Origin of the sequence: Geobacillus sp. JS12, from assembly GCF_001592395.1 — a bacterium.
Taxonomy (GTDB): Bacteria; Bacillota; Bacilli; order Bacillales; family Anoxybacillaceae; genus Geobacillus; species Geobacillus zalihae.
Genome location: NZ_CP014749.1, coordinates 2,471,459 through 2,487,137, shown reverse-complemented (window position 1 = coordinate 2,487,137; position 15,679 = coordinate 2,471,459). Strand labels below are relative to the sequence as shown.

Here is a 15,679-nt window from a genome sequence, read left to right as displayed (position 1 = left end):
TTCGCATTGTCGTCGACCCCCAATCGTGCCAAAACCCCGGGGGATCGACGACAATCATTTTATGTGTTCGAACCTTACGGCCATCGAGGGTAAAGTCTATTGACAGAATTTGTCGGCGACGTTCATCGTCCCGATTGGCGTTTTGATTCTAATGTTGAAAAGGCAGGAGCGCAAACAATCCTTCGGTTTGCACTCTGCCATATGATGAAGCAAGACTGATTCCTTTGCTTTGTTCTGAAATAAAGTGATCATTTACAGAGGGGGCTCACAAAATAGTTCCCGTGATTTCTCCTTTTTGGTTCTCCTTATAACTCCAGATTTTCCGCTGACGGTAGCTGATCCAGCCGCTGATCAAAAAGCAGCAAACAGACAAATAAAACGAAAAACGAATACTGTAAACATCGGCGATAAAGCTCATTAACAATGTGGAAATTCCGAATGTTACGGAACTAATGACTCCCTGCACGGCAAAAACATGAGGCAGCGCGTCCATCTGGGCATTTTTTTGCAAAATCGTCTGAAGGCAAATCACCTTCCATTGTTCGATGATCCCATACAGGACGGAATACAGAAGCGCCAGGGCACCGTGCGTCGTTGTCCCAAACAAAAGCGTTACAACCGCGATACAAAACGGGCCAAACAATACAAAAAATTGCTGATTTTTTTCAACCGATTGACTAAACGTAACGCTTAACAATCCCCCTATCACCATGCCGCCAAAGAAAACAGAGTTAATATATCCCCACCATTCCTCTCCTACATGTAATTGTTCTTTCACATACATATAAAGGATGGCCGAAATCCAGACGCCATTTCCGATTCCTTCAAAAAATGACATGAAGCTAATCGATTTCGCGTGCACATTTCTCCACGTGTATTCCCATCCCAGACGGATCGAAAGGAGAAAGTTCTTTAGGCCTTTGTCTTGGACCGTATTCTTCTTTGTATGTTCTTGTATAGGCAACAGAAACATGAGAATGCTTGAAACGATATAGAACAATAAAGTGATATTGATTAAAAGGAACGGCGACCCTACACTGACAATCAAACTCCCGATCGGCCATGCGCTAAGTTTGATAAATTGGTCTAACGTGTTTAAAAAACTGTTGGCTTTCAAGATTTCCTCCTCGGAAACGATAAACGGAACGAGGGAGTTTTTAATCGGATTCGTGATCCCGTCTAAAAAAGCGATCAATGATACAAAAACATAAACGATCGCAGTGTAATGTTCCGCACCCCAGTGCAAAAACAGCGAGAGAAAAAGCAGTAGAAATGTTTTACACAGTTGTCCGTAGGACAGTAACGTTTTTTGTTTATAGTTTTCAAAAAAAATCGGTGCGACGATTCCGCTAATAAATAACGACAATGTAACGAAAAAAGGGACTAAGGCGGCAGCCATGGCTTTCGATGTCAAATGATATAGGTAAGAGACAACGGAGACAATGTAGAACACATCTCCGAAATTCGCGAAAGATTGTCCGATCCAAAGGAAATGAAATGGTTTCTTTTTCATGACCTCAATCCTCTCTTTGACCATCGAAACGATTGGTAATGGAATCGTAAAAACGAACCAAAAGCCAGCTCTTCAGTTTTTGATAAAACGAGCTTTTTGTCGCGCCCCCAAGCGAGGGGGCAAAGGAAAGCGGATGGATTTTCAACAATTTCCTAAAGGCGAATGGATATACTGAAGCAATGGAAGCCTCCCCCTTATTCTTGTGCAGAGTCTATTTTTATTACCACAACTCCCCTTGTTTGTCAAGGATTTGTTCGGCATCGGAATGAAAAAATCCTCCCGATTTTCGTGGGAAGGAGGCGAAATGGGAGGCCCAAAGCAACGGAAAGAAATAAAAAACAGCCGGACAGGGAATACCCTGTCCGGCCGGATTCTTGTTACACGAGCGGTCCGCCGAGTTTTTCGATGGACGGATCGATGTGGGCGAATTTTTGGAAGTTGGCGCGGAATTTTTGCGCCAGCTCTTTTGCTTTTTGTTCGTATGCTTGTTTGTCGGCCCATGTGTTTTGCGGCTGCAGGACGTCATCCGGCACGCCGGGGACGCGGGTTGGGATGGCGAGGCCGAAAATCGGATCTTTGACTGTTTCGACGTTGTCGAGCTCCCCTTCGACGGCGGCTTGCACCATCGCCCGGGTGTAGGCGAGCTTCATGCGGCTGCCGACGCCGTACGCCCCCCCTGTCCAACCGGTGTTGACCAAAAAGACGCGGACGTTGTGTTCGGCGATTTTTTGCCCGAGCATTTCCGCGTATTCGACGGCCGGGCGCGGCAAAAACGGTGCGCCAAAGCACGTTGAGAACGTTGCTTCCGGTTCGGTGACGCCGCGTTCGGTGCCGGCGAGCTTGCTTGTGTAGCCGCTTAAGAAATGGTACATCGCTTGTTCGCGCGTCAGCTTGCTGATCGGCGGCAGGACGCCGAACGCATCAGCCGTCAAAAACACGATCGTGGACGGATGGCCGGCGACGCTCGGGTCGATGATGTTTTGGATCGCCTGAAGCGGGTAGGCGGCGCGCGTGTTTTCCGTCAGCGTGCCGTCGTCGTAATTCGGCACCCGCGTCGCGTCATCGAGGACGACGTTTTCGAGCACTGCGCCGAAGCCGATGGCGTCAAAAATTTGCGGCTCTTTCTCGCGCGATAGGTTGATGCATTTCGCATAGCAGCCGCCTTCGATGTTGAAAATACCGCGGCTTGACCAGCCGTGTTCATCATCGCCGATCAAGCGGCGGTTCGGGTCGGTCGAGAGCGTCGTTTTTCCCGTTCCCGACAAGCCGAAAAAGAGGGCGACGTCGCCTTCCTGGCCGACGTTGGCCGAGCAGTGCATCGGCAGGATGCCTTGTTCCGGCAGCAAATAGTTCATCACCGAGAAAATCGATTTTTTCATTTCGCCGGCATACTCGGTGCCGCCGATCAACACGGTGCGCCGTTCAAACGAGATGATGATGAACGCTTCCGAGCGCGTGCCGTCGACTTTCGGGTCGGCTTTAAAGTTCGGCGCGCAAATGACGGTGAATTGCGGCTCATGCACGGCGAGCTCTTCGGCGTTCGGCCGAATGAACAGCTGATGGACGAACAAGTTGTGCCAAGCGAATTCGTTGACGACTTGAATCGGCAGCCGGTATTTCGGATCGGCGCCGGCAAAGCCTTTAAACACGAACAGTTCATCTTTCTTCATTAAATAGTCGAGCACTTTGTCGTACAGTTTATCAAACGTCTCCGGAGACATCGGCTGGTTGACCGCTCCCCAGTCGATCGTTTGCTTCGTTGACGGTTCTTCGACGATGTATTTGTCTTTCGGCGACCGCCCTGTGTACTTGCCGGTCGTGACCGCGACGGCTCCGGTGTGCGTCAGCCGTCCTTCGTTCCGCTGCAGGACTTTCTCGACGAGCTCGGCGACGGACAGTTGATGATGCACGTACGGTTTTTGCAGCAATACATCAAGCTTATTCGTCATGTTTGCGATCCCCATATTCAAAACCTGCCTTCTTTTTGAAATCACTCTTGAAAATAGTATAACACATTTTTATTAATAGTCCATACTAATTGTGTGGGTTTTTCAAACTTTATTTTGCCCAATGTGTCGATTTCCTTGAGGAAAGAATTTTCTCGGCTGGAAATGATAAAAAATGAATTTTGATAGTTGACTTTGCCGATTCCATTGCGATAAGATAAGTCATTGAACGGATACTCTTATCCCGAGCCGGTGGAGGGACAGGCCCGATGAAGCCCAGCAACCGTCACAACTGTACATGTGTGAAATGGTGCTAACCTGTGGCAAGGCGCAGTCCTTGAACGATAAGAGTGAAAGGAAGCAATACGATTGCCATGACCTTTCCTCAGCCGTTACAGGAAAGGTTTTTTATATTGCGAAGGGAAAAAGGGAAATGAGTTCCGTGTCGCCACATTATGCCAAGAGGAGGAAACAAACCGAATGTCAGCCAAACGCCGCTTGTTTACTTCAGAGTCTGTGACGGAAGGACATCCGGATAAAATTTGCGACCAAATTTCTGACGCCATTTTGGATGCCATTTTGGAAAAAGATCCGAACGCCCGCGTCGCCTGCGAAACGAGCGTCACGACCGGGCTGGTGCTCGTGAGCGGGGAAATCACGACATCAACATACGTGGACATTCCGCGCATCGTCCGCGATACGGTCCGGGAGATCGGCTACACGCGCGCCAAATACGGATTTGACGCCGATACGTGCGCGGTGCTGACGTCGATTGACGAACAATCGCCGGACATTGCGATGGGGGTGAACCGGGCGCTTGAGGCGCGCGAAGGTCAGATGACTGACGAGGAAATTGAAGCGATTGGCGCCGGCGACCAAGGATTGATGTTTGGGTTCGCCTGCAATGAGACGGAAGAATTGATGCCGTTGCCGATTTCGCTTGCGCACCGCTTGGCGCGCCGATTGGCGGAAGTGCGCAAAACGGACGTCTTGCCGTACTTGCGGCCGGACGGGAAAACGCAAGTGACGATCGAATACGATGAAAACGGCAAACCGGTGCGCGTCGATACGATCGTCGTTTCCGCGCAGCACCATCCGGAAATTACGCAAGAGCAAATCGAGCGCGACATTAAAGAACAGGTCATCAAGCCGGTCGTGCCCGCAGAGCTGCTTGATGAGAACACGAAATATTTCATCAACCCGACAGGACGGTTTGTCATCGGCGGTCCGCAAGGGGATGCTGGGTTGACGGGGCGCAAAATCATCGTCGATACGTACGGCGGCTACGCCCGCCACGGCGGCGGCGCGTTCTCGGGCAAAGATCCGACGAAAGTCGACCGCTCGGCGGCGTATGCGGCCCGCTATGTCGCGAAAAACATCGTCGCGGCAGGACTGGCCGACAAATGCGAAGTGCAGCTTGCCTACGCGATCGGCGTCGCCCGCCCAGTTTCGATTTCGATCGATACGTTCGGCACCGGCAAAGTGTCGGAAGACATTTTGATTGAGGTCGTGCGCAACAACTTCGATCTCCGCCCGGCGGGCATCATCAAAATGCTCGACCTTCGCCGCCCGATTTACAAACAGACGGCTGCTTACGGCCATTTTGGGCGTACGGACATCGACCTGCCGTGGGAGCGCACCGACAAAGCCGCCTTGTTGAAAGAACAAGCGCTGGCGTTGGCGGACAAGTGATGAAAGAAAAAGAGCTGCCTGATCACGGCAGCTCTTTTTTGTTGGCGCACGATGTCCGCTGTTGCTGCAGCGCTTTGTAATACTGCCCTTTCTCGACATATTCGCGGCGTATGCGCTCCATTTCACGGATGTCGTCTTCCGTCAGTTCGCGGACGACTTTCGCCGGCCGGCCGAGGGCGAGCGTGTTGGGCGGAATTTTTTTGCCCGGCGGCACTAAACTGCCGGCGCCGATAAACGCGCCTTCCCCGATTTCCGCGCGGTCCAAAATGATCGAGCCCATGCCGATGAGCGCGTTTTTGCGAACGATGGCGCTGTGCAAAATGACTTGATGGCCGACTGTTACACCGTCTTCAATGATAAGCGGATTGTTTGGACTTTGATGCAAAATTGAGTTATCTTGAATATTGACCCGGTTGCCAATCACCGTTGGCGCCACATCGCCGCGAATGACGGTATTGAACCAAATGCTCGTCTCTTCGCCGATCACGACATCGCCGGTGATCGTCACATAGTCGGCGATAAAGGCGGAGGCGGCAATTTGCGGCGTTTTGCCTTTGTATGGGTAAATCATGGGCGTTCGTTCCTTTCTGCTGCAAAATCGATCGTTCACCATGTATTGTACAACGCTGCGTCCAAATCGCCAACGAAAGTGAGCGCGCCTGGTCGGGATTGGTGAAAAACGTTTCGTTTCGCCCGATGAGTGGTTGGGATCGGGAAAGAAGATCCGATTTCACAAAGCTTCTCAACGTGAGAAGAACCGTTGTTGAGCGGTTTTTTCATTCCATCGCCAACCCTTTTATGGTTTGCCCCGGCCGCATTGATGGCAATACTGGAAGACGAGATCGCAGGCTGTTCAGACGCGAAACGATTTTGGTTGCCGATAAGATGGAAATGCTAGGAGACGAGACCATGGTGTTTGCACCTGAGGTGAGCCGATTGAACATTCCGAAAAACCCCATCGCCTTGATGAAAATGGTGTATCGTGACGTGCTTCCGCTTGTCCACCGCGAGCTTGCCTATTGGCGGCGCCAGGCCGAGCGCATTCCCGACCCGGAATTGCGGCGCCAGGCCCTGGCGAGCATCGCTTCGAAAACGTTCCATTGCGAAGGCGGCTCCATTTTGGCGCTCTTGGCCGGAGAAAACATGGAGGATTGCATCCGCTTTATCGTGGCTTACCAGACGATCAGCGATTATTTGGATAATTTGTGCGACCGCAGCACCTCGCTCGATCCGCTCGACTTTCGCGCCTTGCACGATTCGATGCCGGACGCTTTGACGATCGGCGCGGAGCCGTCGAACTATTACCGCCATCGCCGCGAACAGGAAGACGGCGGCTATTTGCCGGCGCTCGTCCGCACGTGCCAAGAGGTGCTCGAGACGGTGCGCCATTATGAGACGATCGCCCCATTTTTGCATGAATTGGCCGGATATTATTGCGACTTGCAAGTGCATAAACATGTCGAAGCGAGCGATCGGGTGCCGCGGCTGGAGAAATGGTTCGCGCAATACAAAGACGCCTTGCCGCCGATGGAATGGTATGAGTTTTCCGCCTGCTCCGGTTCGACGCTCGGCATTTTCTGCCTCGTCGCCTATGCGTTTGGCGAATCGTTGCCGCCGGAGATGGCGAGACAAGTGCGCGACGGTTATTTTCCGTACATTCAAGGACTGCACATTTTGCTCGACTATTTGATCGACCAGGAGGAAGACCGGGACGGCGGCGATTTAAACTTTTGCTTTTACTATCCGAATGAAACGGTGATGCTTGAGCGGCTTTGCCATTTCATCGAAGAGGCCGACCGCCATGTCGGCGCCCTTCCGCACGGCGAGTTTCACCGCCTTATTCACCGAGGGCTTCTTGGGTTGTATTTGTCGGATGCCAAGGTGAAAAAGCAGCGCGGGCTGCGCCGGCTGGCGCGCCGGCTCGTCCGCGCCGGCGGGGCGGCGTCGCAGTTTTTCTATTGGAACGGAAAAGCATACCGCTTTTGGCAGGAGCGGCAAAAACGGCTGTCCTTTTCATAAGGGCGGCCGTTTGCTTGTATTGGCAAGAGCAGTGGTTCGTCGGCGGATCGGACGGAATCAGGCGCCCCCATCCGCCCGATTCTCGAGCGCGAGCAAAAACGGCGGGTTGTTTTGCCGATTGATGAATTCGTATTTCAAGGCATGGACGCGCCGTTGATCAAGAGAACGGACGTAATCAAGGAGCGCGTCGCGTTCGCGCTTTCCTTCCGGATGGCCGTGGTAGACGACAAGAACGATGACGCCGCCCGGCTTCATGACGGAAAGCAACTGGCGGACCGCTTCGATCGTCGATTCCGGCTGGGTGACGATTTGCTTATTGCCGCCCGGCAAATAGCCGAGGTTGAACACCGCGCCGGCGATGCGCCCGTGTACATCGGCGGGAAGCGCCTCAAGCAGTTCACTATGGCTTCGCTCGAACAACGTCGCCCGCTCGCATAGCCCATGTTCCGCGAGGCGGGCGGAAGCGGCGGTGATGGCCTCAGGCTGAATGTCAAAGCCGAACACATGGCCTGTCTCCCCGACGCGTTCGGCCAAATACACGGTGTCGTGCCCGTTGCCGACGGTCGCGTCGACGGCGATGTCGCCTTCGTTGACCGCTTGATCAAGCAAAAAGCGGGCAAACGGCAAAATGTTCATCAAAGCCATTGGTTGGCCCCTCCTTGTGATCGTTTCATCGTTTACGTTGGCAGGCGTGTCGCTGCGCCAAAGATGCCGGATGCCATCGTTTTTCCCTAAAAGACTGGTGATTTAGTGAAAAGTCGCGGAAAACGGACTTTCTTCTCAAATGGGGAAGTCCTGTAACATCAACGCTTCTCTTTCAGCCGAAAACAGCGGGTTCGGCGAAATCGGTCGTTTTTCACCAGTCCTCTAAAGCCTCGCCATCCTCTGCGCCGACGTGACAGAAAACCTTGAGCTGACCGACATCGGCCTGATTGAGCTGAACGAAGATCCCCACGTCGGCATTGTAACAAAAACTTCATGGAAAATCGATCGCTGCCAATCATTGGCGTGATACGGCCGGCCTATGCGGCGCATAGTAAACATGAGGGAATATCACGAAACGAGGTGAGCGCATGGCGACAAGACAATCCGTTGAGGAATTTTTGCAGCGGTGTGAAGATGTGATCCGCTACGCGAAAGAGCAATACACAGAAGCGCAAAAGCAGGAGCATTACAACATCACCGAATACACCAACGCCCAGCAGATGCTCGAGCAGACGGTCATCGATTTGGCGCACTTGGCCCGAAGCTGCAACGCCCAGCAGCGCGAGCAGCTGCATCGGATGCGGCTCCAACTGGAGCAATTGCAAAACGACATGATTTTGCTTGACCGCTGAAACGAGGAGGAACACGACATGAAGCGACGCTTGAAACAAACGAATCCGGAACAAAAAACACCTAGCGGCCAAAACAATAACGATCTTGAGCTTGGTCAAGACTTTGACCCGGTGAAGCTGGCGAAAAAGCAATACGAGGAAACGGGCGGCCAACCGATCCGCTCCAAGCAGCGGAACGGGTGACGACAAGCCAAAGGGCCGGAAGCCGCTCCGTCTTGTTCTTCTTTTCGCGCAGGAGCCCCGCTTCAAAAGCCATTGTTTCCGTGGGGAGTTAGTTTGGCAAAAAAGTGGCGGACGCATTGGAACGCTCCGCCTTTTTGATTGCATTTTTTCCTGTTTTCCCCTACAATTATTTCGGAACTCAAAATAAAAGCCAGAAAAGGATGATGACCGATGCCCCGCGCTCTTTGGTGGCTGCTTGTCGGCATGGCGCTCAATGTGACAGGGGCGTCGTTTCTATGGCCGCTAAACACGATCTATTTGCACGAACAGCTCGGCCAGCCGCTCGCTGTCGCTGGTGTCGTGCTCATGCTCAACTCTGGGGGAAGCGTCATCGGCAGCTTGGCCGGCGGCTTTTTGTTTGACCGGATCGGCGGTTTTCGCGTTTTGTTGGCCGGGGCGGTGTTGACGATGGCCGCGCTTGCCGGCTTAAGCGTTTGGCACGGTTGGCCGCATTATGCGGTGTTTTTGGCGTTTGTCGGCGTTGGCAGCGGCGTCGTCTTTCCGGCGGCGTCGGCGTACGCTGGGGCGATTTGGCCGGAAGGGGGGCGGCGGGCGTTCAACGCCTTGTATGTCGCGCAAAACATCGGCGTCGCCGTCGGTTCGGCGCTTGGCGGGCTTGTTGCTTCATATTCGTTCTCGCTCGTTTTTTTCGCCAACCTTTTGTTGTATGCCGCGTTTTTGTTTACGGTTGCGGCTGGGCTGCGCCGCGTTCCGCTGCCGCCGCGGCGGAAAAAAGAGCGGGAGGGCCGGACGGGGGACGAGGCGTCCCGGGCACACATCCGCGCCCTCGTCCTTCTTTGCGCCGGCTATGGACTGTGCTGGTTGAGCTATGTCCAATGGTCGACGACGATCGCCGCCTATACGCGCGAGCTCGGGATACCGGTCGGGCAGTACAGTTTGCTTTGGACGATCAACGGCGCGTTGATCGTCTTGGCCCAGCCGCTGTTGTCAGCGGTCATCCGCCGCTTCATGCCGACGTTGAAGCGGCAAATCGTGATCGGTTTTCTGATTTTCGCCGTTTCGTTTGCCATGCTATTGGGGGCGCATTCGTTTGCAGAGTTTGCCGCGTCCATGATGGTGCTCACGATCGCCGAGATGATCGTCTGGCCGGCGATTCCGGCCGCGGTGAACGAATGGGCGCCGCCGGGGAAGGCCGGGTTGTACCAAGGAATCGTCAACGGAACGGCCACGGCCGGACGGATGATCGGACCGGTCATCGGCGGCTCGGTCGCCGATCTGTTTGGAATGAAGCTGCTCATCATGATGTTAGCATTGTTTGCCTTATTGGCGGTGCTGGCCGCGCTTTTGCATGATCGTCGGCTGTCGAAGCGGACGGAGAACGCGGATGAAAAAACCGCGGCTTCCGTATAGATTTCGGCTTGCAATTGATCGACAAATTTTTTAAAATAATAATAAATTTGTCATTCTGTCCACTCATCGGTCGATTCATGTGCGAATAAGGCGAATAACGGTGAAGAGGAATAGTAGCGGGCCCGACGGACGGCAGAGAGTTGACGGATGGTGCGAGTCAACCGAAGTCGGCCCGTGAACTCGCCTCGGAGTTGCCGGCGCGAACGGTCATCGACAGCGCCGGCCGTCCATCCGCGTTAAGGAAGAAAGCGGGTGCGCCGTTTGGCGCGCCAAAAAGGGTGGTACCGCGGGAAGCGCGCCTCTCGTCCCTTTGCGTGGGGATGGGGGGTTTTTTTGTACATATTTTCGTCAATGATGCAAGTAGAACTTGATAGGAGGAGTGCTGCGATGAGCTTCAACCACCGCGAAATTGAACAAAAATGGCAGGACTATTGGGAGAAAAACAAAACGTTCCGCACGCCCGATGATGATGACAAGCCGAAGTTTTACGTTCTCGACATGTTCCCGTATCCATCCGGCGCCGGCTTGCACGTCGGCCATCCGGAAGGATATACGGCGACCGATATTTTGGCGCGCATGAAGCGGATGCAAGGGTACAACGTCCTTCACCCGATGGGCTGGGACGCGTTCGGGCTGCCGGCTGAGCAATATGCGCTCGATACCGGCAACGACCCGGCGGAGTTTACGCAAAAAAACATCGACAATTTCCGCCGGCAAATCAAGTCGCTTGGCTTTTCGTACGACTGGGACCGGGAGATCAATACGACCGACCCGAACTATTACAAATGGACGCAATGGATTTTCTTGAAGCTGTACGAAAAAGGGCTCGCCTACATGGATGAAGTGCCGGTCAACTGGTGCCCGGCGCTCGGCACGGTGCTGGCGAACGAAGAGGTGATCAACGGCCGGAGCGAGCGCGGCGGGCATCCGGTCATCCGCAAGCCGATGCGGCAATGGATGCTGAAAATCACCGCCTACGCCGACCGCCTGCTTGAAGATTTGGAAGAGCTCGACTGGCCGGAAAGCATTAAAGAGATGCAGCGCAACTGGATTGGCCGTTCGGAAGGAGCGGAAATCGAGTTTGCCGTCGACGGCCATGACGAAACATTCACCGTGTTCACGACGCGTCCGGATACGCTGTTTGGCGCGACGTACACCGTCTTGGCGCCGGAGCATCCGCTCGTTGAGAAAATCACGACGCCGGAGCAAAAGACAGCCGTTGACGCCTACTTAAAGGAAATTCAAAGCAAAAGCGACCTTGAGCGCACCGATTTGGCGAAAGAAAAAACGGGCGTGTTCACCGGCGCGTACGCCATTCACCCGGTCACCGGGGATCGGCTTCCGATTTGGATCGCCGACTACGTCTTGATGAGCTACGGCACCGGAGCGATCATGGCCGTGCCGGCGCACGATGAGCGCGACTACGAGTTTGCGAAAACATTCCACTTGCCGATGAAAGAAGTCGTCGCCGGCGGGAATATCGAAAAAGAACCGTACACTGGCGACGGGGAGCACATCAACTCCGAGTTTTTGAACGGCTTGAACAAGCAGGAAGCGATCGACAAAATGATCGCCTGGCTTGAGGAGCACGGCAAAGGGCGGAAAAAAGTGTCGTACCGGCTGCGCGACTGGCTGTTCAGCCGCCAGCGCTACTGGGGAGAGCCGATTCCGATCATCCATTGGGAAGACGGCACGATGACGCCGGTGCCGGAAGAGGAATTGCCGCTTGTGTTGCCGAAAACGGATGAAATCCGTCCGTCGGGAACGGGCGAGTCGCCGCTGGCCAACATCGAAGAATGGGTCAATGTTGTCGACCCGAAAACCGGAAAAAAAGGGCGGCGCGAAACGAACACGATGCCGCAATGGGCCGGAAGCTGCTGGTATTATTTGCGCTACATCGACCCGCACAACGACAAGCAGCTCGCCGATCCGGAAAAGCTGAAAAAGTGGCTGCCGGTCGATGTCTACATCGGCGGGGCGGAGCACGCGGTCCTGCATTTGCTTTATGCCCGCTTCTGGCATAAGTTTCTTTATGACCTTGGCATCGTGCCGACGAAAGAACCGTTCCAAAAGCTGTTCAACCAAGGGATGATTTTAGGCGAAAACAACGAAAAAATGAGCAAATCAAAAGGCAACGTCGTCAACCCGGACGACATCATCGAAAGCCATGGGGCCGACACCTTGCGGCTGTATGAAATGTTCATGGGGCCGCTTGAGGCGTCGATCGCTTGGTCGACGAAAGGGCTTGACGGGGCGCGGCGCTTCCTCGACCGCGTCTGGAGACTCTTTGTCACCGAGAATGGCGAACTGAACCCGAACATTGTCGACGAACCGGCGAACGATACGCTCGAGCGCGTCTATCACCAAACGGTGAAAAAAGTGACGGAAGACTATGAAGCGCTCCGCTTTAACACCGCCATTTCGCAGCTGATGGTGTTCATCAACGAAGCGTACAAAGCGGAGCAAATGAAAAAAGAATACATGGAAGGCTTCGTCAAGCTCTTGTCGCCGGTCTGCCCGCACATCGGCGAGGAGCTGTGGCAAAAGCTTGGCCACACGGACACGATCGCCTATGAACCGTGGCCGACGTATGATGAAACGAAGCTTGTCGAGGACGTCGTGGAAATCGTCGTGCAAATCAACGGCAAAGTGCGGTCGCGTTTGCACGTGCCCGTTGACTTGCCAAAAGAAGCGCTCGAGGAGCGGGCGCTCGCCGATGAAAAAATCAAAGAGCAGCTTGAGGGCAAAACGGTGCGCAAAGTGATCGCCGTCCCCGGCAAGCTCGTCAATATCGTCGCCAACTAATGATGAGGGCGGGCTTCGGCCCGCTCCTGATCCACCAACGAAAGGGGTCGATCTGCCATGGAAGAGATCGAGGAAATCACGCCGGCTGAAGTGAAAGAAAAACTCGAACGCGGCGAAAAGCTGAACATTGTCGATGTGCGCGAAGACGAGGAAGTCGCCCTCGGCATGATCCCCGGCGCGAAGCATATCAAAATGGGTGACATCCCCGATCGGCTTGAGGAATTCGACCGCAACGAAGAATATATTTTCGTCTGCCGCTCCGGGCGGCGGAGCGAAAACGTTTGCCGCTACTTGCAAGAGCTCGGCTATCGCGTCCGCAACATGACGGGCGGCATGCTCGAGTGGGAAGGCGAAACGGTGCCGAAGCGATAAGCGCTTCCGGCTCAAAGAACAGGACATGGCGGCGGGCCGTCATCCAAGTGATCCCGTTTTTGTCGAGACCAAAACGACGGAACGTGTCAGCGGATGGGAAATGGATCCATCCGAACGGCCCCGTTCAGTCAAGAGGCAGAGGAATGGCTGGCTGCCGCGGGCCTTTTCATGCGTCGGCGGTTTGCGCTTCCCCGGTCCGCTTGCGGGGTAGGAGCGAAAAAGCGTCCCAACTTTTTGGGGCGCTTTTTCCATTTTGTTTTAGTACCAAAGTGTGATGCAAGAAAAAAAAGGAAAGGATATAATTTTCGGTAAAATCAGACACTTGTTCGAAGGAGGAGCTCTCTGTTGAAACTCGGCGACCGCTTGAAATTCGCCCGCTTGATGAAAGTTTCTACTGGGCGCTTGTCTACTATTTGACGCCGACGTCGAACTTCAGCCAGCTGCGCGCCGCCTGCGTGCAAGCGGCCGCTGATTTGTACGGGTCGACAAGCCAAGAAGTCAACTCGGTGAAACAGGCGTTCAATGCGGTTGGCGTGTATTAAGACGAATGAAGTTTCTGACGTCACGCGTCCCGCTGTTCGGGGGCGCGTGACGCCTTTTGTGGGCAGGATTTTCCCTAAATGCGTGGAAAAGGAAAAAGAAAACGGGGGAATGGCGATGTACAAAGTGAAAGTGTTTGATAAAGAGCATGAAAAAGATTTGGAAGCGGCGGTCAATGATTTTTTAGCCCGATTGAAAGACGGACAGTTGATCGATGTCAAGTACAGCGTGGCGGCGATGGAATCGGAAGGCGAGCAAATCTACTGTTTTTCCGCCATGGTCATTTACCGGACTTGACACTTCACACGGCTCCAGACTGTGGGATTCTTTGGCCGTTTTCGTGCTGATCCCCCCAAAGCGGGCGACGCTTTTTTCGTTGCGGCATTTCCATTTCAGGCGGCGAAATTTTGCGATCGCCCGCCTTGAAGACGGGCGTTGTCGGAATGTCAGCGAACGCCCCGGAGCACCCGAGGGGCATGAGGACGGCGGTCAATTCGTTGCTGTCTGCCCCGCGGAGCCGCTCGCCCCGTTTTTTTCCGCCAATGCATAGCGGGCGGCGTTCACGCCGGCGAGCCGCCCGGTGACAAGGGCGGCGGTGATGTTGTAGCCGCCCGTGTAGCCGTGAATGTCCAAAATTTCCCCGCAAAAGTAAAGGCCGGCCATGCATTTGGAGGCCATTGTTTTCGGCTCAATTTCTTTGACCGACACGCCGCCGCCGGTGACGAATGCTTTCTCAAGCGGCAGCGTGCCGTGGACGTAAAAGGTAAACTGTTTGCACTGTCGGACAAACGCCCGCAGCGCCTCATGGCCGACCGTGCCGGCAGAGGCGTGCGGGTCGATGCCGGCCCGCTCGAGCAAAAAGACGGCGTACCGCTCGGGAAGCACCGTTTTGGCGATCGTTTTCATCGCCTTTTTCGGCTCCTCTTTGCACAGCTTGGCGAACTGTTGAAACAGTTCTTCCTGCGTCACGTCCGGAAGCGCGTCGATGCTCATTTCGACCGCGCCGTCCGCCACTTTTTTCAACGCCTTAACGACAAACTGGCTGCAGCGGAGGGCGGCTGGGCCGGAAATGCCGAAGTGCGTAAACAGCATATCCATCCGGTGGGTGATGATCGGCTTGCCGTTCGGCTTTAAGACGCTTAACGCGACGTCGCGCAGCGACAAGCCTTGCAGCGTCCGCTCTTTGATGAACGGCTCATGCGAGACGATCGGAACTTCGGTTGGAAACAATTCGGTCACCGTGTGGCCCGCTTTTTCCGCCCACGGATAGCCGTCGCCCGTTGAGCCGGTTTGCGGCACCGATTTGCCGCCGACGGCGACGACAACCGCACGGGCGTGGATCGTCTCCCCGCTTTTCAGCGTGACACCGACTGTTTTTCCTTGTTCATACAACACGTCCGCCACTGGCGATTCAAGCCGAACATCGACGCCAAGGCGCGACAATTCGCGAACAAGCGCGTCGACGACCGACTGGGCGCTGTCGCTTTTCGGGAACATGCGGCCGTGGTCTTCCTCCTTGAGCGGCACGCCGAGCCGCTCAAAAAAGCGGATGATGTCTTCATTGTTAAATACGGAAAAGGCGCTGTACAGAAAGCGGCCGTTGCCGGGGATGTGGCGGACGATCTCGTCAATCGGCAGCCGGTTCGTGACGTTGCAGCGCCCGCCGCCCGAGATGGCGAGCTTGCGGCCGAGCTTCGTCCCCTTTTCCAACAGCAGCACCTTCGCTTCTTGCTCACCGGCGGCGATCGCCGCCATCAATCCGGACGGTCCGCCGCCGATGATGATGACGTCGTATCCCATGTTCATTCCACCCTTTCTTTTTTGCGCGTGGCCGATATTTTTCGTTCCATTGACAACTATGG

13 protein-coding genes, 1 pseudogene, 1 riboswitch and 1 other annotated feature are annotated in these 15,679 nt (G+C 54.5%); of the genes and pseudogenes, 9 read left to right on the top strand and 5 right to left on the bottom strand.

The genetic code is table 11. The features are described from left to right. Positions 1–265 precede the first annotated feature (265 nt). A complete protein-coding gene (locus A0V43_RS12155; protein WP_063193183.1) occupies positions 266–1,513 on the bottom strand; it encodes an MFS transporter in 1,248 nt (415 codons plus the stop codon). A gap of 377 nt (positions 1,514–1,890) precedes the next feature. Then, positions 1,891–3,477, bottom strand: coding sequence for a phosphoenolpyruvate carboxykinase (ATP) (gene pckA, locus A0V43_RS12150; protein WP_015375659.1), 1,587 nt, complete (start codon positions 3,475–3,477; stop codon positions 1,891–1,893). Between the two features lie 218 nt (positions 3,478–3,695). After that, positions 3,696–3,810: riboswitch (SAM riboswitch) on the top strand. A 129-nt stretch (positions 3,811–3,939) separates the two neighbouring features. Here pckA and metK point away from each other — a divergent pair. Further along, positions 3,940–5,151, top strand: coding sequence for a methionine adenosyltransferase (metK, locus tag A0V43_RS12145; protein WP_014196594.1), 1,212 nt, complete (start codon positions 3,940–3,942; stop codon positions 5,149–5,151). A 22-nt stretch (positions 5,152–5,173) separates the two neighbouring features. Here the strand turns inward: metK and A0V43_RS12140 are convergent, their stop codons facing one another. Beyond that, positions 5,174–5,722: a gamma carbonic anhydrase gene (locus A0V43_RS12140; protein ID WP_013144421.1), complete on the bottom strand. Its 549-nt coding sequence runs from the start codon at positions 5,720–5,722 to the stop codon at positions 5,174–5,176. A 338-nt stretch (positions 5,723–6,060) separates the two neighbouring features. Between A0V43_RS12140 and A0V43_RS12135 the strand changes: the two genes are divergently transcribed. Then, positions 6,061–7,170, top strand: a complete 1,110-nt coding sequence (locus tag A0V43_RS12135; protein ID WP_015375658.1) for a tetraprenyl-beta-curcumene synthase family protein — start codon at positions 6,061–6,063, stop codon at positions 7,168–7,170. Positions 7,171–7,227: 57 nt separating this feature from the next. On the opposite strand, the gene A0V43_RS12130 is transcribed toward A0V43_RS12135, so the two are convergent. After that, the gene (locus A0V43_RS12130; RefSeq protein ID WP_063193182.1) at positions 7,228–7,815 is read right to left on the bottom strand and encodes a tRNA 5-(aminomethyl)-2-thiouridylate-methyltransferase MnmM; all 588 of its coding nucleotides are present in this window, start codon (positions 7,813–7,815) and stop codon (positions 7,228–7,230) included. A 428-nt stretch (positions 7,816–8,243) separates the two neighbouring features. Between A0V43_RS12130 and A0V43_RS12125 the strand changes: the two genes are divergently transcribed. The 7 genes and pseudogenes from A0V43_RS12125 (at position 8,244) to A0V43_RS12100 (ending at position 14,114) form a co-directional block, all read left to right on the top strand. Then, positions 8,244–8,507 carry a YtzC family protein gene (locus A0V43_RS12125; RefSeq protein WP_011232317.1) on the top strand — a complete coding sequence of 88 codons (264 nt, stop codon included), beginning with the start codon at positions 8,244–8,246 and terminating at the stop codon, positions 8,505–8,507. Between the two features lie 18 nt (positions 8,508–8,525). Further along, entirely contained in the window at positions 8,526–8,690 is a 165-nt protein-coding gene (locus A0V43_RS12120) for a hypothetical protein (protein ID WP_013144424.1), read from the top strand. Positions 8,691–8,900: 210 nt separating this feature from the next. After that, positions 8,901–10,100 carry an MDR family MFS transporter gene (locus tag A0V43_RS12115; protein ID WP_063193181.1) on the top strand — a complete coding sequence of 400 codons (1,200 nt, stop codon included), beginning with the start codon at positions 8,901–8,903 and terminating at the stop codon, positions 10,098–10,100. Positions 10,101–10,191: 91 nt separating this feature from the next. After that, positions 10,192–10,413 (top strand) — a binding site (T-box leader). A 74-nt stretch (positions 10,414–10,487) separates the two neighbouring features. Next, a complete protein-coding gene (leuS, locus tag A0V43_RS12110) occupies positions 10,488–12,905 on the top strand; it encodes a leucine--tRNA ligase (RefSeq protein ID WP_063193180.1) in 2,418 nt (805 codons plus the stop codon). Positions 12,906–12,962: 57 nt separating this feature from the next. Then, positions 12,963–13,277 (top strand): rhodanese-like domain-containing protein, encoded by a 315-nt coding sequence (locus A0V43_RS12105; RefSeq protein ID WP_063193179.1) that lies wholly within the window; start codon positions 12,963–12,965, stop codon positions 13,275–13,277. A gap of 389 nt (positions 13,278–13,666) precedes the next feature. Continuing rightward, positions 13,667–13,819, top strand: a pseudogene (locus A0V43_RS19160) (M4 family metallopeptidase); the annotation flags it as partial. A gap of 115 nt (positions 13,820–13,934) precedes the next feature. After that, positions 13,935–14,114 (top strand): sporulation protein Cse60, encoded by a 180-nt coding sequence (locus A0V43_RS12100; protein WP_008880941.1) that lies wholly within the window; start codon positions 13,935–13,937, stop codon positions 14,112–14,114. 192 nt (positions 14,115–14,306) lie between these two features. Here the strand turns inward: A0V43_RS12100 and A0V43_RS12090 are convergent, their stop codons facing one another. Continuing rightward, complete coding sequence (locus A0V43_RS12090) at positions 14,307–15,617, bottom strand: BaiN/RdsA family NAD(P)/FAD-dependent oxidoreductase (RefSeq protein ID WP_063193178.1); 1,311 nt, start codon at positions 15,615–15,617, stop codon at positions 14,307–14,309. Positions 15,618–15,679: the final 62 nt, after the last annotated feature.

What these genes read in the sequence shown, in the direction of transcription:
- A0V43_RS12155 (WP_063193183.1), bottom strand. Translation starts at nt 1,513, where the DNA reads ATGAAAAAGAAACCATTTCATTTCCTTTGGATCGGACAATCTTTCGCG.
- pckA (WP_015375659.1), bottom strand. Translation starts at nt 3,477, where the DNA reads ATGGGGATCGCAAACATGACGAATAAGCTTGATGTATTGCTGCAAAAA.
- metK (WP_014196594.1), top strand. Translation starts at nt 3,940, where the DNA reads ATGTCAGCCAAACGCCGCTTGTTTACTTCAGAGTCTGTGACGGAAGGA.
- A0V43_RS12140 (WP_013144421.1), bottom strand. Translation starts at nt 5,722, where the DNA reads ATGATTTACCCATACAAAGGCAAAACGCCGCAAATTGCCGCCTCCGCC.
- A0V43_RS12135 (WP_015375658.1), top strand. Translation starts at nt 6,061, where the DNA reads ATGGTGTTTGCACCTGAGGTGAGCCGATTGAACATTCCGAAAAACCCC.
- A0V43_RS12130 (WP_063193182.1), bottom strand. Translation starts at nt 7,815, where the DNA reads ATGGCTTTGATGAACATTTTGCCGTTTGCCCGCTTTTTGCTTGATCAA.
- A0V43_RS12125 (WP_011232317.1), top strand. Translation starts at nt 8,244, where the DNA reads ATGGCGACAAGACAATCCGTTGAGGAATTTTTGCAGCGGTGTGAAGAT.
- A0V43_RS12120 (WP_013144424.1), top strand. Translation starts at nt 8,526, where the DNA reads ATGAAGCGACGCTTGAAACAAACGAATCCGGAACAAAAAACACCTAGC.
- A0V43_RS12115 (WP_063193181.1), top strand. Translation starts at nt 8,901, where the DNA reads ATGCCCCGCGCTCTTTGGTGGCTGCTTGTCGGCATGGCGCTCAATGTG.
- leuS (WP_063193180.1), top strand. Translation starts at nt 10,488, where the DNA reads ATGAGCTTCAACCACCGCGAAATTGAACAAAAATGGCAGGACTATTGG.
- A0V43_RS12105 (WP_063193179.1), top strand. Translation starts at nt 12,963, where the DNA reads ATGGAAGAGATCGAGGAAATCACGCCGGCTGAAGTGAAAGAAAAACTC.
- A0V43_RS12100 (WP_008880941.1), top strand. Translation starts at nt 13,935, where the DNA reads ATGTACAAAGTGAAAGTGTTTGATAAAGAGCATGAAAAAGATTTGGAA.
- A0V43_RS12090 (WP_063193178.1), bottom strand. Translation starts at nt 15,617, where the DNA reads ATGGGATACGACGTCATCATCATCGGCGGCGGACCGTCCGGATTGATG.